Origin of the sequence: Sphingomonas sp. dw_22, from assembly GCF_018449795.1 — a bacterium.
In the GTDB taxonomy this organism is placed as follows: domain Bacteria; phylum Pseudomonadota; class Alphaproteobacteria; order Sphingomonadales; family Sphingomonadaceae; genus Sphingomonas.
The window spans coordinates 12564-33208 of sequence record NZ_JAAVVE010000013.1 but is presented as its reverse complement, the minus strand read 5'-3'; the positions used below and the strand labels follow the sequence as shown (position 1 = coordinate 33208).

General features: G+C 68.1%; 13 protein-coding genes. 9 read left to right on the top strand and 4 right to left on the bottom strand.

Annotation, left to right across the window (positions count from 1 at the left end; genetic code table 11):
• Window positions 1–11: 11 nt before the first annotated feature.
• Window positions 12–1334, bottom strand: a complete 1323-nt coding sequence (locus tag HB724_RS08280) for a dicarboxylate/amino acid:cation symporter (RefSeq protein WP_213980450.1) — start codon at window positions 1332–1334, stop codon at window positions 12–14.
• Window positions 1335–1537: 203 nt separating this feature from the next.
• On the opposite strand from HB724_RS08280, the gene HB724_RS08275 reads away from it, so the two are divergent.
• From HB724_RS08275 to HB724_RS08260, 4 genes are all read left to right on the top strand, one after another.
• Window positions 1538–3304 (top strand): ATP-binding protein, encoded by a 1767-nt coding sequence (locus tag HB724_RS08275; protein ID WP_213980449.1) that lies wholly within the window; start codon window positions 1538–1540, stop codon window positions 3302–3304.
• Window positions 3301–4644: a sigma-54 dependent transcriptional regulator gene (locus HB724_RS08270; RefSeq protein WP_213980448.1), complete on the top strand. Its 1344-nt coding sequence runs from the start codon at window positions 3301–3303 to the stop codon at window positions 4642–4644. The genes HB724_RS08275 and HB724_RS08270 overlap by 4 nt, the downstream gene beginning before the upstream one ends.
• Window positions 4645–4781: 137 nt before the next feature.
• On the top strand, window positions 4782–6416 hold the full coding sequence (locus HB724_RS08265) for an L-lactate permease (protein WP_213980447.1): 1635 nt from the start codon (window positions 4782–4784) through the stop codon (window positions 6414–6416).
• Between the two features lie 23 nt (window positions 6417–6439).
• Entirely contained in the window at window positions 6440–7726 is a 1287-nt protein-coding gene (locus HB724_RS08260; RefSeq protein WP_213980446.1) for a glycerate kinase, read from the top strand.
• On the opposite strand, the gene HB724_RS08255 is transcribed toward HB724_RS08260, so the two are convergent.
• Together HB724_RS08255 and HB724_RS08250 are read right to left on the bottom strand one after the other, a co-directional pair.
• Window positions 7686–8477 carry a hypothetical protein gene (locus HB724_RS08255; RefSeq protein WP_213980445.1) on the bottom strand — a complete coding sequence of 264 codons (792 nt, stop codon included), beginning with the start codon at window positions 8475–8477 and terminating at the stop codon, window positions 7686–7688. The two genes, HB724_RS08260 and HB724_RS08255, sit on opposite strands and share 41 nt — an antisense overlap.
• Window positions 8477–11104, bottom strand: a complete 2628-nt coding sequence (locus HB724_RS08250) for a TonB-dependent receptor (protein ID WP_213980444.1) — start codon at window positions 11102–11104, stop codon at window positions 8477–8479. The genes HB724_RS08255 and HB724_RS08250 overlap by 1 nt, the downstream gene beginning before the upstream one ends.
• Window positions 11105–11268: 164 nt before the next feature.
• Here HB724_RS08250 and HB724_RS08245 point away from each other — a divergent pair, with 164 nt between their 5' ends.
• Both HB724_RS08245 and HB724_RS08240 read left to right on the top strand, forming a co-directional pair.
• Window positions 11269–12237, top strand: a complete 969-nt coding sequence (locus HB724_RS08245; protein ID WP_213980443.1) for a LysR family transcriptional regulator — start codon at window positions 11269–11271, stop codon at window positions 12235–12237.
• Between the two features lie 169 nt (window positions 12238–12406).
• A complete protein-coding gene (locus HB724_RS08240) occupies window positions 12407–13708 on the top strand; it encodes an Hsp70 family protein (RefSeq protein WP_213980442.1) in 1302 nt (433 codons plus the stop codon).
• A 78-nt stretch (window positions 13709–13786) separates the two neighbouring features.
• Here the strand turns inward: HB724_RS08240 and HB724_RS08235 are convergent, their stop codons facing one another.
• Window positions 13787–14692, bottom strand: a complete 906-nt coding sequence (locus HB724_RS08235; RefSeq protein WP_213980441.1) for a LysR substrate-binding domain-containing protein — start codon at window positions 14690–14692, stop codon at window positions 13787–13789.
• Window positions 14693–14878: 186 nt separating this feature from the next.
• On the opposite strand from HB724_RS08235, the gene HB724_RS08230 reads away from it, so the two are divergent.
• Genes HB724_RS08230 through HB724_RS08220 form a run of 3 tightly spaced genes read left to right on the top strand, consistent with a single transcriptional unit; the run spans window position 14879 to window position 20604 of the window.
• Window positions 14879–18088 (top strand): efflux RND transporter permease subunit, encoded by a 3210-nt coding sequence (locus HB724_RS08230; protein WP_213980440.1) that lies wholly within the window; start codon window positions 14879–14881, stop codon window positions 18086–18088.
• Window positions 18081–19223 carry an efflux RND transporter periplasmic adaptor subunit gene (locus HB724_RS08225; protein WP_213980439.1) on the top strand — a complete coding sequence of 381 codons (1143 nt, stop codon included), beginning with the start codon at window positions 18081–18083 and terminating at the stop codon, window positions 19221–19223. The genes HB724_RS08230 and HB724_RS08225 overlap by 8 nt, the downstream gene beginning before the upstream one ends.
• Window positions 19210–20604 (top strand): efflux transporter outer membrane subunit, encoded by a 1395-nt coding sequence (locus HB724_RS08220; RefSeq protein WP_213980438.1) that lies wholly within the window; start codon window positions 19210–19212, stop codon window positions 20602–20604. The genes HB724_RS08225 and HB724_RS08220 overlap by 14 nt, the downstream gene beginning before the upstream one ends.
• The last annotated feature ends 41 nt before the right edge of the window (window positions 20605–20645 follow it).

The window sequence follows — 20645 nt, the reverse complement described above, 5'->3', positions numbered from 1 at the left end:
GGGCATCGTCTTCAATTGATGGCTTCGGCGTCCCTCGCGCCCGGATTGGCAAGCACCTGCGCCAGCTGGGCGCGGTCGAGCTTGTTCTCCCATCGCGCGACCACGATCGCGGCGACGGCGTTGCCGATGAAATTGGTGAGGCTGCGGCACTCACTCATGAAGCGGTCCACGCCCAGGATCAGCGCCATGCCGGCGACCGGCACCGAGGGCACGATCGATAGCGTCGCGGCCAGCGTGATGAAGCCCGCCCCGGTCACGCCCGCCGCGCCCTTGCTGCTCAGCATCGCCACGCCGAGCAACGCGAACTGCTCGCCCCAGCTCAGATGGATGCCGCAGGCCTGGGCGATGAACAGCGCCGCCAGCGTCATGTAGATATTGGTGCCGTCGAGGTTGAACGAATAGCCGGTCGGCACGACGAGCCCGACCACGCCCTTGTCGCACCCCGCCCGCTCCAGCTTTGCGATCAGGCTGGGCAGCGCGGCTTCGGACGAGGAGGTGCCGAGCACCAGCAGCAGCTCGGCCTTCAGATAGTTGAGCAGCCGCAGGATCGAGAAGCCGTGCAGGCGGGCGATGATGCCCAGCACCACCAGCACGAACAATATCGACGTCAGATAGAAGGTCGCGACCAGCCCGCCCAGGCTCACCAGGCTGCCGGCGCCATATTTGCCCACGGTGAAGGCGATCGCGCCGAACGCGCCCACCGGCGCCGCGCGCATCAGGATGCCGACCAGCCGGAACACCACCAGCATCACCCGCTCGGCCAGATCGAGCACCGGCTGGGCCGGCTCGCCGACCAGGCTCAGCGCGATGCCGAACAGGATCGCGACGAACAGGGTCTGGAGGATCGAGCCGTCGGTGAGCGCGGAGATCATCGTCGTCGGGATGATCGCCATCAGGAATCCGGTGACGGTCGATTCATGCGCCTGATGCGCATAATCGGCGACTGCGCTGGCGTTGAGCGTCGCGGGATCGACATGCATCCCCGCGCCCGGCTGGACGATATTTGCAACCGCCATGCCGACGAGCAGCGCCAGCGTCGAGACGGCAAGGAAATAGCCGAATGCCCGGCCGGCGACGCGGCCGACAGCGGCGAGCTCGCGCATCCCGGCGATCCCGGTGACCACGGTGAGGAAGATCACCGGCGCGATCACCATCTTCACCAGCTTGATGAAACCATCGCCGAGCGGCTTCAGCGCTTCGCCGACCGCGGGATAGAAATGGCCGAGCAGCGCGCCGCACAGGATCGCGAACAGCACCTGCGCATAGAGATGCGCATAGATCGGCGTGCGGCTTGCGGGCGTGGGCACGGCATGGGTGACGATCGGGTGGGCCATTCATCCTCTCGATGCGCGGAGTTGCGCCGGACCTCTTGTGTCGAGGTCTTGTTGGTGCACCCTAATGGTTGCGGATCACGCCGCCAGACTGCATACAAGCCAATGGAAAACAACGATTATCCGAATTTCATCCTCATGGCCGCTTGCAGAAATGTGCGGATTCCCGCACAGGATGCACCGATGATGTGCGACGATCCACACAGATGAAATCGCTCCGCCGCTCTCATCTCGCCGTGCTCGCCCTCGTGCTGGTCGCCGTGGCGCTGATCGCCTGGGCGGGCGACCGCTGGGCGCGCGGCCGCGCCAATGCGGCGGCGGACACCTCGGCGGTCCAGATCGCGCGCACCCACGCCGCGCTGCTCAACAGCGAACTCCAGAAGTTCCGCCTGCTTCCCTTGGTGCTGATCGAATATCCCGACGTCGCCGGGGCGCTGGACGGCAACGCCGGCTCCCGCGCGGCGCTCGACCGCACGCTGGAGCTGCTCGCCTCGCGCACCGACGCCGCCGACATCTATGTGATCGGCCCCGACGGCGTGACGGTGGCCGCCAGCAACTGGCGCAAGCCGACCAGCTTCGTCGGCCAGAATTACGGTTTCCGCCCCTATTTCCGCGACGCGATGCGCGACGGTTCGGCAGAGCTGTTCGCATTGGGCACGGTCAGCCGGCGGCCCGGCCTGTACCTCGCCCGCCGCGTCGATCGCGGCGGCAGCCCGCTCGGCGTGGTCGTGGTCAAGGTTGAGTTCGACTCGGTCGAATCCGCCTGGGGCCGCGCGTCGGGCGCGAGCTTCGTCACCGATGCCAATGGCGTGATCCTGGTCACCAGCCTGCCCGATTGGCGCTTCCACACGATCGGCGGAGTCGATCCCGCCGTGATCGCCGCGGCCCGGCGCACGCTGCAATATGGCGGCAACCCGCCCCTCCCCGCGCCGATCCGGCTCGCAATGCCCCGGGCGACGAGCACCAGCGGCGCGCGCGAGCGGTTCCGCGTCGCTGCCGAACCGGCGCCGATCGCGGGCGGCAGGCTCTATCACATCTCGCCGCTCGACGTGCCCCTCGCCGCGGCGCGGACCCAGGCGCTGCTGCTCGGGCTGGGAACGCTGGTCGTGCTGGGCGGGATCGCGATCATCGTCCTGCGATCGGGCGAAAAGCAGCGGCTGCAGCGCGAGGCGCGCGAGGCGCTGGAGCGCGAGGTCGAGCGCCGCACCGCCGAGCTGCGCGACGCCAACGCCCAGTTGATCATCGAATCCAAGGAGCGCGCCGAAGCGGACCAGCGCTATCGCAATGCGCGCGAGGAGCTTGCCCAGGCCAGCCGGCTCGGCACGCTGGGTCAGGTCACCGCCGGCGTCGCGCATGAGATCAACCAGCCCGTCGCCGCGATCCGCACTTTCGCCGAAAGCGGCGCGACGCTGATCGATCGCGGCGCGGGCGACACCGCCCGCCAGAATTTCGCGCATATCGTCGAGCTGGCCGACCGGATCGGGCGGATCACCGCCGAGCTGCGCGGCTTCGCCCGCAAGCGCACGCGCAGCGGCGGCGCGGCCACGGTCGCCTCCGTGCTGGAGGGCGTGATGATCCTGATCGGCGAGCGCGCGCGCGGAATCGTCACGATCGGCGTGCCGGCGGAGGTAAGCCGCCTCACGCTCAAGGGCGATCGGGTGCGGATCGAGCAGATCCTGGTCAACCTTCTCCAGAACGCGCTCGATGCGATCGCGAACCAACCGGGCGGCAAGGTCTTCATCGACGCCGCCGCAATGGAGGACATGGTGGAACTCAGCGTAGAGGATACCGGCCCCGGCATCGATGCCGCGATCGGCGACAGCCTGTTCACGCCCTTCACGACGTCCAAGCCCGGCGGCCTCGGCCTCGGCCTCGCCATTGCCCGCGACATCGCCCGCGAGTTCGGCGGCGATCTGCGCCATGTGCCGCTGGCCGGCGGCACCCGCTTCACGCTGAAATTGCCGACGGCATGATCGCAGCCTCCTCCAACCGCGTGCTGTTCGTCGAGGACGACGAGACGCTGCGCGCCGCCACCGTGCAGGCGCTGGTCCTGGCGGGTTTCGAGGTGACCGCCTTCGCCGATGCCGAATCCGCGCTGGCCGCGATCGACCGCAGCTTCGACGGCGTGGTCGTCTCCGACATCCGCATGCCGCGCATGGACGGGCTCGACCTGCTCGCCCGGTTGCGCACGCTCGATCCCGATCTGTCGGTGATCCTGGTGACCGGCCATGGCGACGTGCCGATGGCGGTAAAGGCGCTCCAGGACGGCGCCGCCGATTTGCTGACCAAGCCCTTCGCGACCGATCACCTCGCCGCCAGCATCCGCCGCGCGCTGGAGCGGCGCGCGCTCGTGCTGGAGAACCGCCGGCTCCAGGCCGCCGTGGCGGGGCTGGAGAATGACGACGGGCTGATCGGCGAAAGCCCGGCGATGACGGCGCTGCGCGAAACGATCCACCGCATCGCCGCCGCCGATGTCGACGTGCTGGTCGAGGGTGAAACCGGCACCGGCAAGGAGCTGGTCGCCCGGCTGATCCACCGCGAGGGGCCGCGGCGCGGACGCCCCTTCATCGCGGTCAATTGCGGCGCCCTGTCGGAAGCGACCGCCGAGATCGAGCTGTTCGGCCACGCAGCGGACAGCGTGCCCCAGACCCGCCTCTCGCGGACCGGCCAGATCGCGGCGTCGGACGGCGGCACGCTGCTGCTCGACGAGATCGATTCGATGCCGCCCGGCCTCCAGGCCAAGCTGCTCCGCGTGCTGGAGGAGCGCGAGGTTCAGCCGATCGGCGCGGAACGCCCGACGCCGCTCAACCTCCATGTGATCGCGACGACGAAGAGCGATCTCGCCGCGGCCAGCCAACAGGGCAATTTCCGGCCGGACCTCTATTACCGCCTCGCCACGCTCCGGCTTCGGGTGCCCCCGGTGCGCGAGCGCGGCGAGGACCGGCTGCTGCTGTTCGCCGCCTTCGTGGCCGAAGCCAGCGCGACGCTCGGCCGCGAGCAGGTCGCGCTCGATGGTGCCGTCCATGCCCGGCTGCATCACCATGACTGGCCGGGCAATGTCCGCGAGCTGCGCAACTTCGCGTTCGAGGCGACGCTGGGCACCTCCACAGCCCTGCCCGCCAGGCCGGACACGCAAGGGTCGCTCGCCGAGCAGGTCGCCGCTTTCGAGGCCGCCCTGATCCGCGACGCACTCGAACGGCACAGGGGCAGCGTCCAGAACGCGATCCGCGAGCTCGGCCTCCCGCGCAAGACATTCTATGACAAGATCGCCCGATACGGCATTAGCGCGGCTAGCTTTCGCCCGGCCCGATAAGCCGATCCGGCTCGCGAAAACGTCACGCCTTCATGCAACACAGTGTTGCATGCGTGATGCTGGCCGTGGCCAGATTACCCGGCAATAGAGAGGCACGCGCACCGCGGCGGTCGTGCGGAATCGAGGCTCAATCTTTCGTGTCGTGGACGCAGACCTATTCGCCATTGGGATCGCCGTTCGCCTCCGTCGCGATATCGGCGCTGCCAATCCTGGCGCTGCTCGCCGCGATCGCGGTGTTCCGGGTTCGGGCGCATCTCGCCGCCCTGCTGGGGCTCGGCATCGCGCTGGCGGTGGCGGTCTTCGCCTATGGCATGCCGACACGGCTCGCGGCCGGTGCGGCGCTGCTCGGCGCGGGATATGGGCTGTTGCCGATCGGCTGGCTCGTGCTCAACGTGCTGTTCCTCTACCGGCTGACCGTGGAGCGCGGCCTGTTCCAGCGGCTCCAGATCCAGGTGGCCGGGATCACACCCGACCGGCGGCTGCAACTGCTGCTGATCGCCTTCTGCTTCGGCGCATTCTTCGAAGGCTGTGCGGGGTTCGGTGCGCCGGTGGCGATCACCGGAGCGATGCTGGTCGGGCTGGGCTTCGCACCAGTCGGGGCGTCGCGGCTCGCGCTGATCGCCAATACCGCGCCGGTCGCCTTCGGCTCGCTCGGCACGCCGATCCTCGCGCTTTCCGCCGCGAGCGGCCTCCCGCTGCTGCAGCTGAGCGCGATGGTCGGGCGCCAGCTTCCCTTCTTCTCGCTGCTCGTGCCCTTCTGGCTGGTCGCCGCATTCGCCGGCTTCCGCGGCATGCGCGAGGTGTGGCCCGCCATCCTGGTCGCCGGCCTGGCCTTTGCGATACCGCAATTCCTGGTCTCCAATTTCCACGGCCCCTGGCTGGTCGACGTCGCGAGTTCGCTCGCCTCGATCGGCTGCCTCGCGCTGTTCCTGCGGCATTGGCAGCCGGCGCGGATGTGGAGCGCGGTCGAGGGGCGCGATGCCGGCGCCTCGGTCGAGCATGTCGCTGCCGGCATCGACTGGCGCGCCTGGATGCCCTGGCTGATCCTCAGCCTCGGCGTGTTCCTCTGGGGACTGCCGGACACCAAGGCATTCCTCGACGGATTGTTCGCGCCCAAGCTGCCGATGCCCTGGCTCGACGGAGCGGTGGTACGCATGCCGCCGGTAGTCTCCACGCCCCATGCCGAGCCGGCCGTGTTCGTCTTCAACATCCTGTCGGCGACCGGAACCGGCATCCTCCTCTCGGCGATCGTTGCCGGCTTCGCGATGGGCGCCTCGCCGCGCGCTATGGTGGCGACCTGGCTCGCGACGCTGCGCCTGGCGCTGCTGCCGCTGCTGACGATCGCGGCGATGCTCGCGCTCGGCTATGTCACGCGCTATGCCGGCATGGACAGCGTGATCGGGCTGGCGCTCGCGCAATCGGGCTTCCTCTATCCGTTCTTCGGCACGCTGCTCGGCTGGCTCGGCGTCGCGGCGACGGGATCGGATACTGCCTCGAACGCGCTGTTCGGCGGGCTCCAGCGGACCACCGCCGAGCAGCTCGGGATCAGCCCGGTGCTGATGGTCGCGGCGAACAGCTCGGGCGGCGTAATGGGCAAGATGGCCGATGCGCAGAGCATCGTCGTCGCCGCCACCGCCACCGGCATACGCGGGCGCGAAGCCGAGATATTGCGATATGTGCTGTTCCACAGCGTGGTGCTGGCCGCGCTGGTGGGGCTGCTGGTGATGGGCCAGGCCTATATCTGGCCCCTGACGAACATGGTGGTGAAATGAGGCAGGACGGTCCCGGCGGGACGATGGTTACGAGTGCGCCGCCGGCGCCGCGGCAGATGCTGATGGCGTTGTTCGAGAATGCGATCGCCGCGATCTCCGCGCGGCACACGATGCCCGCGCTCCCGCCCCTCCCCGCGCCGGGCCGCACGCTGGTGATCGCGATCGGCAAGGCGGCAGCGGAAATGACAGCGGTGGCACAGGAGCGGCTGAACGGCCCGGTATCGGGGCTGGTCATCACCCGCGCCGGCCATGGCTTCGACGGCGGGCGGCTCGATCGCGCCTTCCGCTATATCGAGGCGGGCCACCCCGTGCCCGACAGCGCGAGCATGACCGCGGCGGAGGAAGCTCTGGCGATGGCGGGCGAGCTCGGCGCGGGCGACCGGCTGCTGATGCTGGCCTCGGGCGGCGGATCGGCACTGATGGCGCTGCCGGTCGCGGGCGTGACGCTGGCCGACAAGCAGGCGATCACCGGCATGCTGCTGCGATCGGGCGCGATGATCTCCGAGATCAATTGCGTGCGCAAGCACCTGTCGCGCGTAAAGGGCGGCCGGCTGGCCGTCGCCGCCGCGCCGGCGAGCGTGCGGACCCTGGTGATCTCCGACGTGCCCGGCGACGATCCCTCGTTCGTCGCCAGCGGCCCGAGCGTCGCCGATCCCACCACGCTTGCCGAGGCGCGCGACATATTGCGCCGCTACGCGATCGAAGCGCCCACCGCCGTCTGGCGCGCGCTCGACGATCCCGCCAACGAGACGCCGCCGCCCGATACGCTCGGGCTCGCCGGAAGCGACATCCAGATCATCGCCCGCGCGCGCGACGCGCTGGCGGCAAGTGCCCGGCTGGCGGAGAGTTTCGGCTACCGCGTCACCGATCTGGGCGACCGGCTCCAAGCCGAGGCGCGGCATCTCGGCGCAGGCCATGCCGGGCTGGCGCGGCGGCTGGCGGCGGACGGCGTGCAGCGCGTGATCCTGTCGGGCGGCGAAGCCACCGTGCGCGTCGCCAATCCGCACGGGCATGGCGGCCGCAACCTCGAATATCTGCTGGGCCTCGCGATCGGGCTGGCCGGCGCGCCGGGCATCCACGCGATCGCCTGCGACACCGACGGCATCGACGGCACCGAGGACAATGCCGGCGCGATCATCGGCCCCGATACGCTCGCCCGCGCCGCCGCCCTGGGCCTGGACCCGGCGGCGGCGCTGGCGAGCAACGAGACCTATGCCTTTTTCGCGGCGCTGGGCGACCTGGTGGTGACCGGGCCGACCCGCACCAACGTCAACGACTTCCGGGCGATCCTGATCCAGGGTTCAGGCTGAGCGGCGTGCCGACCATCTCGCGCGCCTTGCGCTCGATCGACCAGAGCGTCGCCGGTTCCGCCGGATCCCAGTCGATCGCCTGCCCGTCGGTAGGGATCGCATAGGTCGCGACCAGTTCGAGCACGTCGCCCTTCGCCGGAATCCGCAGCGCATAGAGCTCGGGCCGGTCATGTCCGGTCACGTAGAGCAGCCCGCCCTTCCAGCTTCCGCCCGAGCAGCTCTTCGGCGCGAAGCGCGCCAGCACCGCATCGGGGAAAGTAAAACGCCGCTTCTCGCGGAACTTGCCGTCCAGCTCGACCAGCAACGTCGCGCGGTGATCGCGGCCCGGCACGCCACCGCGATCATCGTAATTGGCGAAGATCGCCCACCAGCTTGCGCCATGCCGCGTCAGCACCGTCAGCGATCCGGGGAAGTCGCCCAGCGCGACGGTGCGCTTGTGGCGCAGCGTATCGGCGTCGAAATATTCGACCAGCGAATGCTGCGGCACGTCGGGATAGTTGGAGGCGGCGCACACCAGCTCGCGGCCGATCAGGCTGCAACTGTTCATATGCCTGAAGTGCGCCGGATCGCCTTCCCAATGCCGCACGCGCTTGCCGGTGTGCTTGTCGTACTTGCCGATCTCGTGGTTCGAGATCGCATAGACAAAATGCGCCCCGGCCGCGACGCCCTGATTGGCTTCGCTCGCCGGGATGCGATGAGGCGCTGCTTGCGGCGCGAGCGCCGCAAGCAACAGGGGGATGGCGATCCGCATCAGAACTTCGCCGAAATGCCCGCATAGAAGGTGCGGCCATAGCGTTCGTTCTGGATGATCCAGTCGGTGTTGCCCGACTGATATTGGCGGGTCGGCTCGTCGGTCAGGTTCTGCGCCTCGAAGAACAGCTGGGTGCCCGGCAGCAGCTTGAAGCTCGCCTTCGCATCCAGGCGGCGCAGGTCGTTGTTGTACTGGTCCTGCACGCCCGAATCGAGCAGGCCGGCCGAGATGAGCTGCTTGCCGGTATTGTGATAGGCGATCGAGGCTTCCACCCGGCCCTTCTGGTAGAAGAGCTTGGCGCCGTACAGATAGTCCGACTGGCCCGGGAAGGTGCCCTTGGGGCCATCCGGAATATCGAGGTTCGATTCCGTCAGCGTCGCGTTGAGCGCGATGCCGAAGCCCGAAAGCAGGCCGGGCAGGAAATCGAACTGCTGCTGATACTGCGCCTCAAGGCCCAGGATCTTGCCCTTGTCGGCGTTCAGCGGCTGCGAGAAGCTCGCGGTCTCATAGGGCTGGCCGTTGAAGCTCGTGTCGAACAGCGTGTACGACTGGGTGAAGATCGGGTTCTTGATGAACTTGGCGAAGGCCCCGAAGCTCAGCAGGCCGCCCTTGGCGAAATACCATTCGGCGGTCGCATCGAAATTGTCGGCGCGGAACGGCTTCAGGTCCGGATTGCCGAACGAGACGCTGACCGCCTTCAGCCCCGGCTGGGTGCCGTCATCGACCGTGATCTCGCCGCCCGGCGACAGGTTGGCATATTCCGGCCGGCCGATGCTGCGCGAATAGGCGAGGCGCAGCACCATGTCGGGCGAGGGATCGACGCGGAAGATCAGCGACGGCAGGAAGTCGTCATAGTCGCTGCTGCGCGTCGCCGGGAGGATCGTCGTGCCATCCTGCAACTGGTTGCCGGTGATATGCAGCCTGGTGTGCTCGAAGCGCACCCCGGGGGTGACCGTGACCACGCCGAACTTCAGCTTCGCCATCACATAGGCGGCGCCGACATCTTCCGTGAGATTGAAGTCGTTGAGCGTCGCGTTGGCGATCGAAGTCGGATCATCCTTCACGAAGAAGGCGCCGCCGATGTTCTTCGCGGTGAAGTCCTTCAGCGCCTGGATGTTGAAGGTCGGGCCGTTGACGAACTCGCGGCCGGGATCGTCATTGTCCGGGCGGACGATGACGGCGGGGCCGTCCAGGCCGAACTGGCCCATGGTGAAGCGCGTCGCGGCATTGCCGCCGCGCCCCCAGGTATCCTCGCTCGAGTCGAAATCGCGGTCGCTGGTGCGATATTTCACGCCCGCCTTCAGGAAGCTCTCGCCGCCCAGGTCATAGGTGGCATCGAAGCGGCCCTGCCAGATGCCTTCGGTGCCGCTCTCATGATGGAAGAGATAGGAGCGGAACTGCATATCATTCGGCGTGCATTCGGTGCGCGGCGTGGCGCTGTAGATCGTGTGCGAGAAATCGAAGTCGACCGTGCCGGGATTGCAGCGGAACTGCCAGGTCGGGAAACGGTCGAGCACTTCGTTGTGGCTGCGCGCGCCCATATATTCGAGCTTGAGCCGGTCGAGCTCGGTCGATCCGCCGACGATGCCGGTGAGCACCGTCTTGACCTTGTAGTCGAGCCGCAGATCCTCGCGCCGCTCCGTGCCGGTATCGACGGTGCCGGTCAGTCCGTCCGGATTGAGGTGGAAATTGGTGGTGTTGTTGACCGAAGGATCCTCCGCCGTGTCGCCGACCAGCGCCTGGGTGGCGAAGTCGAGGCGATAGCGCGCGCGGATCTCGTTCTCGATGAACTTCGAATAGAGGCCGCGGACATAGAAGGTCTGGTGGTCGTTCGGATGCCAGTCGAACGCGCCGGTCGCGCCGATGCGCTTACGATCGAGCCCATATTCGGTGTACTTGATGTTGGTCGGCGCGCCGCCGCGCGCGAAGCCCGCCACCGGACGCCAATCGTCGGGATAGAAGCCCTCGGACACGAAATCGCGGTTCGAATAGCTGACGCCCAGCACCACGCCGAACTGCTCGTCGGGGCCGAACCGGCCCGCCACGCTGGCATCGCCGCGCACCGGCACCTTCTCGTTGAGCTCCTGATAGCCCGCCTGGGCGTTCACCGAGACGTTGAACGCATCCTTATAGTCGAACGCGGTCTGGGTGACGAGGTTGAGCGTGCCGCCGATGCCCTGGCCGTCCATGTCGGCGGTCTTCACCTTGGCGATCTCGACACGGTTGAGGAGCTGGCCCGAGACCACGTCGAGCGGCAGCGCGCGCGTGTTGCCGTCGGGGTTGCCGATCTCCAGGCCGTCCAGCGTATAGCCGTTGAGCGCCGAGGGAACGCCGCGCACCGAGACGTAGCGGCCTTCGCCCTGGTCGTAGCTGACGCCCACGCCGGGAAGATGCTCCACCACTTCGGCCACGTTGCGATCGGGAAGCTGGCCGATCTCGTCCGACGCCGCGACGTCGAGCACGCCGATCGCGTCGCGCTTGATCTCGATCGAGCGCTCCTGCTGCGCGCGCTGGCCGGTGACGACGATCGCGTCCTCGGATTCAGGCGCGTTCACGGTCTCCTGCGCGAACGCCGTGAAAGGGACGCAGCAAAGGAACGCCGCGCCAACCAGGTATCTGTGCTTCATTGGACCCACCCTTTGTAATTTGCCGATCCGGCGCGGGCGTTGGCCCGTCTGCCGGTCGCAGGCTCCACTGGGTGCGGCTGATGTTGCTTTCGTGACTCTGCTGCGTCGCGGAATCGCAACATTGTGTTGTCATGGATGGGACGCCGCGCGCGGGAGCCCCGTAAATGCTCGAACTCAACGACCTGCTGACCTTCACCAAGATCGTGGAGATGGAAAATCTCACCAAGGCGGGCCGCTCGCTCGGCGTGCCGAAATCGACGGTGAGCCGCCGGATGACTCGGCTGGAGGAGCATCTCGGCACCCAGCTCGTCCGCCGCAGCACCCATCAGGTGACGCTGACCGAGCAGGGCGCGCTGTTCTATGAATATTGCCAGCGCTGCCTGGGCCTGTTGCGCGACGGCGAGCGCGCGATCCAGAACCGGCACTCCAATCCGCAGGGGCTGCTGCGGATCGTCGTGCCGCACGAGCTGGACCGGTCGGTGCTCGGGCCGCTGATGAGCGACTATCTGGAAACCTATCCCGATGTGCGGCTGGTGAGCGTGGTCGCGAGCGAGCAGGTGGCGCTGCTGCGCGACGGGTTCGACGTCGCGATCGTCGCCGGCGAGCTGCCCGATGCGGGCTCTTCCTTCCTCGCCACCAAGCTGGGCGAGGCGGAATACGGCATCTACACCGCGCCCAGCTATGTCGAGCGCAAGGGCATGCCGCAGAGCCATGTCGATCTCGCGCGGTTCGACCTGCTCGCCTGGGGCGAGACCGACATGCGCGGCCTGTGGCGGCTGAGCGGCGAGGCGGGCGAAGTCGCGGTCGAGTTCAAGCCGCGGCTCGTGTGCAACGATCTGATGCTGCTGCGCCAGTCGGTGCTGTCGGGGCTCGGCATCGCCGCCCTGCCCGCCTTCATCTGCAAGCACGATCTCGCCAGCGGACGCATCCTGGAAGTGCTGCCGGGCTGGCACGCGCCGCCGATGCAATTCTACGCGGTGTTCCCGCACCAGCTCGGCATTCCGCCGCATGTCCGGGCGCTCATCAACTATCTGGTGGAGCGCCTCCGCCCGACCTTCTCCTGGGACGTGCGGCCCCCGTCGAGCCTGGCCGATCCCATGGGCGCCGCCGGGCGGGAGACGGAATTCACCTGAAATCGGGCCGACACGCGGTGTTGCCATAAATGCAACATTGCGTTGCGCCATAGGCCTTGCCTACCCCTCTTCAAGGAGGTCGCCGCTGAGGCCCGCTTGCCCATCGCGCCCACTTCTGCCACAGGCGGCGCCCCCGCGCCGGGCGGGGTCCAAGCCAGCGGAGATTCTCATGCCCAGCGCTGCGGCCGGCCCTGCCCTGGGCCTCGACTTCGGCACGACCAACAGCGTCGTCTCGCGCGCGGACGGCACCGGCGCATCCGAGCTGGTACCCTTTGTCGGCGAGCACGCCACCGGCGCGGTGTTCCGCTCGGCGCTGTGCTTCTGGCTCGACGATGCGGTGCGCGGCGGCGTGGCGCATGAGGCCGGCCCCTGGGCGATCGCCGAATATCTCGAATGGCCGCACGACAGCCGCTTCATCCAGTCGTTCAAGAGCGTCGCGGCCAGCCCCCTGTTCGAGCAGGCGACGGTGTTCGACAAGAGATACCGGTTCGAGGAGCTGGGACGGATCTTCCTCGCCCGCCTGACCGCGCATGCCGGCGGCGCGCTCGACAGCCGGCCGGCGCGGATCGTCGTCGGCAGGCCGGTGGAATATGCCGGCGCCCGCGCCGACGCGGCGCTCGCCCGCCAGCGCTACAACAGGATGTTCGAGGGCTTCGGCACCGAGATCCACTATGTCTATGAGCCGCTGGGCGCCGCCTATAGCTATGCCTCGCGCCTCACCGAGCCGGCCACGATCCTGGTCGCCGATTTCGGCGGCGGCACCAGCGACTTCTCGATCGTCCGCGTGGCGGAGCCCGGCGCCGCGCGGCGCTGCGTGCCGCTGGGATCGGCGGGCATCGGCATCGCCGGCGACCGGTTCGACTATCGCATCGTCGACCGGCTGATCCTGCCGATGCTCGGCAAGGGCGGGCTCTATCGCTCGTTCGACAAGGTGCTGGAGATCCCGCGCAGCTATTTCGCCGATTTCGCCGACTGGTCGCGCCTAGCGCTGATGCGCAACCGGAAAACGCTCGACGAGCTCGGCCGCCTGCAACGCAGCGCGATCGAGCCCGATGCGATCGGCCGGATGATCGCGCTGATCGACAACGAGCTCGGCTATCCGCTCTACGACGCCGTGGGCCAGGTGAAGCGCGCCTTGTCGAGCCAGGACCATGCCGGATTCCGCTTCAGCGGCGCGGGGCTGGAGATCGAGGCCGATGTCAGCCGCGCCGAGTTCGAGACCTGGATTGCCGAGGATCTGGCGCGGATCGGCCAGACGATCGACGCCGCGCTCGCCAGGTCCGGCGTGGAGGCTGGCGCGATCGACCGCGTCTTCCTCACCGGCGGATCGTCGCTGATCCCCGCGATCCGCGCGATGTTCGCCCGGCGCTTCGGCGAGGACCGGCTCGCCACCGGCGGCGAGCTGACGTCGATCGCCCACGGCCTCGCGCTGATCGGCGGCGAGGCGAACGTCGCCGAATGGGCGGCGTGATCGTCGGCATTTAATCACCGCCAATCCCATCGTCACCCCGGCCGAAGTGCCGGGTGACGGAGGGGGCGATACACCGCCTCAGCCTTCCGCCGCCGCCGATTCCTTCGCGATGATCTCCAGGAAATTGCGGCACGGCAGGCTCGCGCCGTCGCGCAGATGGATGAGCCACATCGCCGTGGTCGATTCGGGATCGGCGAGCGGCCGATAGACCAGCTTCGCCGATTGCAGCGCACACATCGATTCGGCGAGCACGGTCACCCCCACCCCCGCCGCGGCAAGCCCGAACAGCGTCGAGACCTCGCGCACGGTATGCGCCACCACGGGCTCGATGCCGATCGCGCGCAGCAGCCCCATCAGCTCGTCGGTGAAGGTCGCGCCGTTCTCGCGCGCATAGAAGAGCATCGGCTCGCCCGCGAGATCGCGCAGGTGCAGTTCCTCGATCCCGGCAAGGCGGTGATCCGGACGCATCGCCACGAACAGCCGCTCGCTCAGGATCGGCGTCACCTGGATATTGTCGCAGATCTCGGGCCGGCGGATGCTCCGCACGAAGCAGGCGTCCAACGCATGATCGACCAGCGCGGTCGGCTGGGCGCGCCCCGCCACTTCGGTCAGGTTGAGCTTCACGTCGGGCCAGGCCTGGCGGAAGGCGAAGATCGAGCGCGCGATCAACGGCACGAACGGCGCCGATGCGTTGAAGCCCAGATTGAGCTCGCCCAGTTCGCCGCGGGCGGCGCGGCGCGCGACGTTGATCGCCCGCTCGGCCTGATCGAGCGTCGCGCGCGCCGCGGGCAGGAAAGCGGTGCCAGCGGTGGTGAGCCTCACGCTGCGGCTGGTGCGCTCGAACAATCGCACGCCCAGCTCGGCCTCCAGCTGGCCGATCTGCTGGCTGAGCGGCGGCTGGGAAATTCCAAGCCGTGCCGCTGCGCGTGCGAAGTGCAATTCTTCAGCAACACCGATGAAATAGCGAAGGTGACGTAGCTCCATGATCGATACATATTACATATCGATCATGCCGCAAACAATATTGGACGCGGATGCTTGAGCGCGCGCAAGGGGATTTTTGCTGCGGTAGCGAACTGGGGAGTGCGCTACACACCTTCGTATGGAGTTGTTGTCGATGATCTTGCTCCCCAATTCCGCCACCAATCGCCTTGACCGGAGCCGCCGCCCTTGATCGGAATTGTTCGGACCGCGCTCGCGCGGCCGCTTACCTTCATCGTCATGGCCATCCTGATCCTGATCCTCGGCGTGCTCGCCGCGATCCGGACACCGGTGGACATCTTCCCCGACATCCGCGTGCCGGTGATCGCCACCGCATGGCAGTATAGCGGCCTGTCGCCGGATGAGATGTCGGGCCGGATCATCACGCCCTTCGAGCGCGTGCTGACCACCACCGTCAATGACATAGATCATATCGAGAGCCAGTCGATGCAGGGCATCGGCGTGGTGAAGATCTATTTCCAGCCCGGCGCCGACATCCGCACCGCCACCGCGCAGGTGACATCGGTGTCGCAGACGGTGCTGCGCCAGCTCCCGCCGGGCATCACCCCGCCGCTGATCCTCAACTACAACGCATCGACCGTGCCGATCGTCCAGCTCGCGCTGTCGGGCAAGGGCATGTCCGAAGGCCAGTTGTTCGACATCGGGCAGAACACGGTCCGCACCAACCTCGTCACCGTGCCCGGCGCGGCGGTCCCCTATCCTTCCGGCGGCAAGCAGCGCCAGGTCCAGATCGATCTCGATCCGCAGGCGCTCCAGTCCAAGGGGCTGTCGGCGCAGGACGTGGGCAACGCGATCGCGGCGCAGAACCAGATCAATCCGGCGGGCTTCGCCAAGATCGGCGGCTATCAGTACAGCATCCGGCTGAACAACGCGCCCGGCTCGATCGAGGAGCTCAACGCGCTGCCCGTGAAGGTCGTGAACGGCGCGACCATCTATATGCGCGACGTGGCGCATGTCCGCGACGGCACCGCGCCGCAGACCAACGTCGTGCATGTCGACGGCTCACGCTCGGTGCTGATGACGGTCCTCAAGAACGGCGCCACCTCGACGCTGGCGATCGTCCAGGGCGTCAAGGACGCGCTGCCCAGGATCCAGGAGAATCTGCCCGACACCCTCAAGATCGTGCCGATCGGCGACCAGTCGCTGTTCGTGAAGGCCGCGGTCGAGGGCGTGGTGAAGGAAGGCGCGATCGCCGCGGCGCTGACGTCGCTGATGATCCTGCTGTTCCTCGGCTCATGGCGCTCGACCGTCATCATCGCGATCTCGATCCCGCTCGCCATCCTCGCCGCGATCATCGCGCTCTCGGCGACCGGCAACACGCTCAACATCATGACGCTGGGCGGATTGAGCCTCGCGGTCGGCATCCTGGTCGACGACGCGACGGTGACGATCGAGAACATCAACTGGCACCTCGAACAGGGCAAGCCGGTCCACCAGTCGATCCTCGACGGCGCCGCGCAGATCGTGACCCCCGCGTTCGTCTCGCTGCTCTGCATCTGCATCGTGTTCGTGCCGATGTTCTTCCTGCCGGGCGTCGCGGGCTTCCTGTTCGTGCCGCTGGCGCTGTCGGTGGTGTTCGCGATGATCGCGTCGTTCATCCTCTCGCGTACCCTCGTGCCGACGATGGCGATGTATCTGCTCCGGCCGCACGGCGCGGGCGACGATCACGACCAGCACAGCGCCGGCACGCCGACCTCGCGCAATCCGCTGGTGCGGTTCCAGCGCGGCTTCGAGAATCGCTTCGAGAAGATCCGCACCGGCTATGGCAAGCTGCTCGAAAAGGCGCTGGGCGTGCCGAAGCCGTTCATCATCGGCTTCCTCGCCGTGGTGGGCCTGTCGTTCCTGCTGGTGCCGCTGCTCGGGCAGAATTTCTTCCCGTCGGTCGATGCCGGCGCGATGGCGATTCATGTCCGCGCGCCGGTCGGCTCGCGCATCGAGGATACCTCGGCCCAGTTCGACCGGATCGCGCGCCGCATCCGCGAAGTGATCCCGGCCAACGAGCTTGTCTCGGTCGTCGACAATATCGGCCTGCCGGTCAGCTCGATCAACACGACCTACAACAACTCCGGCACGATCGGCCCGCAGGACGGCGATATCCTGATCCAGCTTTCCGAGGATCACGCGCCGACCGCCAACTATGTCCAGAAGCTGCGCGAGGAGCTGCCCAAGTCCTTCCCCGGTTCGACCTTCTCGTTCCTGCCGGCCGACATCACCAGCCAGATCCTGAACTTCGGCGCCCCCGCCCCGATCGATATCCAGGTCACCGGCCGCGATGCCGATGCGAACGCCGCCTATGCCCGCAAGATCCTGCGCCGGATCACCGGCATCCCCGGCGTCGCCGATGCGCGCATCCAGCAGTCGTCGCGCTATCCGCAGCTCAACGTGAACGTCGATCGCACCCGGATCGGCCAGTTCGGCCTCACCGAGCGCGACGTGACGACCAGCGTCGCCAGCTCGCTCGCCGGCACGTCGCAGACCGCGCCGGTCTTCTACCTCAATCCGGACAACGGCGTGTCCTATGCGGTGGTCGCGCAGACCCCCGAATATCGCGTCGGATCGATCAGCGATCTCTCCAACATCCCGGTCAACGGCCCCGGCAGCGGCGGCGACAGCCAGGTGCTCGGCGGCATCGGCACGATCACCCGCAGCAATGGCTCGGCAGTGGTCTCGCACTATAACATCGCGCCGGTGGTCGACATCTTCGCGACGCCGAACGGCCGAGATCTGGGCGCGGTGTCAGGCGACATCAACAAGGTGCTCAAGCAGCTCAAGGGCGAGGCGCCCAAGGGCGTCACCGTCACGATGCGCGGCCAATATGCGACGATGAACAGCGCCTTTTCCGGCCTCGCTTTCGGCCTGATCGGCGCGATCGTGCTGATCTATCTGCTGATCGTGGTGAACTTCCAGAGCTGGCTCGATCCGTTCGTCATCATCACCGCGCTGCCAGGCGCGATCGCGGGCATCATCTGGATGCTGTTCACCACCGGCACGACGCTGTCGGTGCCCGCGCTCACCGGCGCGATCATGTGCATGGGCGTGGCGACCGCGAACTCGATCCTGGTCGTCAGCTTCGCCCGCGAGCGGCTCGCCGAGCTGGGCGACTCCACCGCGGCGGCGCTGGAGGCGGGCCTGGTCCGCTTCCGCCCGGTGCTGATGACCGCGCTCGCGATGGTCATCGGCATGCTGCCCATGGCGATGGGCTTCGGCGAAGGCGGCGAGCAGAACGCCCCGCTCGGCCGCGCCGTGATCGGCGGCCTGATCGTCGCCACCTTCGCCACGCTGATGTTCGTTCCCGTCATCTTCAGCCTCGTCCACAAGCGCAAGCCCGGCACGGCCGGCGCGGACCGGCCCATTCCATTGGAGGAAGCACATGCCTGAGAACGGCAACAGCCGGCTCAAAATCGGCGGCGGCATCGCCGCGGTCCTGGCGATCGGTATCGTCGCCACCGGGATCGTCACGCGCGCCAGCTCCGAGCACCGTTTGGCCGAATGGACCGCCGCCCAGGCGGTCCCCAGCGTCACCGTGATCCGGCCCACCGCGGTCGCCGCCGGCGACGCGCTGCGCCTGCCTGCCAATCTCCAGGCGCTCAACAGCGCGCCGATCTATGCCCGCACCACCGGCTATGTCCGGCGCTGGCTGGTCGATCTGGGCGATCCGGTGCGGCAGGGCCAGGTGCTCGCGATCCTCGACGCGCCCGATGTCGACCAGCAGCTCGCAGCCGCCCGCGCCGACCTGCAGACTGCCCGCGCCAACCAGCAGCTCGCCGCCACCACCGCGACGCGCTGGAGCACGATGCTCGACAAGGACGCGGTCTCGAAGCAGGAAACCGACGAGAAGCGCGGCGATCTCGCCGCCAAGACCGCCGTCACCAATGCCGCCCAAGCCAATGTCGCGCGGCTCCAGGCGCTGACCGGCTTCACCCGGCTGGTCGCCCCGTTCGACGGCATCGTCACCAGCCGCTCGACCCAGATCGGCGCGCTGGTCGTCGCCGGCAATGCCAGCTCGACGCCGCTGTTCACCGTCTCCGACGTCAGCCGCATCCGCGCCTATGTCCGCGTGCCCCAGGCCTATTCGGGCCAGATCCATCCGGGCATGCAGGTGGGCCTCACGCTTCCCGAATATGCCGGCCGCACCTTCACCGCGACGCTCACCCGCACTGCCGGCGCGATCGATCCCGGTTCGGGCACCGTGCTGGTCGAGCTCCAGGCGCCCAATGGCGATCGCGCGCTCAAGCCCGGCTCCTATGCCCAGGCGAGCTTCCCGCTGCGGGGCGCGGGCGGCACCGTCACCCTGCCGCCGAGCGCGCTGATCGTCGGCTCCGGCGGCACTCAGGTCGCGGTGGTCGGGCCGGACGGCAAGGCGCTGCTGCGCACCGTCACCATCGGCCGCGATCAGGGCAAGGTGGTCGAGATCACCGCCGGCCTCGCCGCCAACGACCGCGTGATCGACAATCCGCCCGACTCGCTCCAGAGCGGCGATCCGGTCAAGGTGCTCCCCAATGCGGGCAAATAAGGCGGCGCTGATCGCCGCGACCGCGCTGGCGCTCACCGGCTGCTCGATGGCGCCGGACTATCACCGGCCCGAGATCGTCACCGCCCCTGCTTACAAGGAAGGCGGGCCGTGGCAGACTGCAGGAACTGACGTCCCCGCGGCCGGCAAATGGTGGGAGATCTTCGCCGACTCCACGCTGAGCGGGCTGGAAGAGCGCATCGAGGCGGGCAGCCCCAGCCTCGCCGCCGCCGCCGCGCGCTATGAACAGGCCGCCGCGCTCGTCCGCCGCACCCGCGCGGACCTGCTGCCCGAAGTCGATGTCGGCGGAAGCACCCAGCGCGACCGCGTCTCGGCCGGGCGCCCGCTCTCGCCGGGCAATTCCGCGACCTACAACAACAGCCAGATCGGCGCCTCGCTCGCCTATGAGATCGATCTGTTCGGCCGCGTCCGCAATTCGGTGAAGGCCAGCGAAGCCGATGCCCAGGCCAGCGAGGCCGATCTCGCCGGCGTCCGCCTCGGCCTCCAGGCCCAGCTCGCCGCCGCCTATTTCGACATGCGCGGCCTCGATGCGCGGATCGTGCTGCTGCGCCAGACGGTCGAGGCCTATCAGCGCGCCTTCGACCTCACCGATACGCGCCATTCGGGCGGGATCGCCTCGGGCATCGACGTCAGCCGCGCACAGAGCCAGCTTTCCAGCGCCAAGGCCGAGCTCGATGCCGTCGCCGCCGATCGCGCGCGCGACGAGCATGCGATCGCGGTGCTGATCGGCGAAAATCCGTCGAGCTTCTCGATCCCGGTCGCCGATACGCAGCTCGCCCCGCCGGCGATCCCGGCCGCCCTGCCCTCGACCCTGCTCGAACGCCGTCCCGACATCGCAGCAGCCGAGCGCCGCGTCGCCGCCGCCAACGCCCAGATCGGCGTCGCCAAAGCGGCCCTGTTCCCCAGCGTCACGCTGGGCGCACAGGGCGGCTTCCAGGCTTCGAGCGGCAAGCTGCTGAGCGCTGCCAACAGCTTCTGGGCCCTGGGTCCGCTTTCGGCTGCGCTGGCGATCTTCGACGGCGGCGCGCGCCGCGCCAATGTCCGCATCTCGCGCGCGCAGTATGACGAAGCGGCGGCCAATTACCGCGAGACGGTGCTCACCGCCTTCCGCGAAGTCGAAGACGATCTCGCCGCCGGCCGCCACCTGATCGATCAGGAACGCAACCAGCGCGACGCCGTCGCCGCTGCCGAGCGTACCCGCGATCTGGCGCTGACCCGCTATCGCGACGGCGCCGCCGATTATCTGGAAGTCACGATCGCGCAGACCGCCGCGCTCGACGCCGAACGCGCCCTGCTCGACACCCGCTCGCGCCAGCTCGGCATTGCGACGGATACGATCCGCGCACTGGGCGGGCTCTACTAGGGGCAGGACGCCCCGCCCCTTCCTCCGTCACCCCGGCCGAA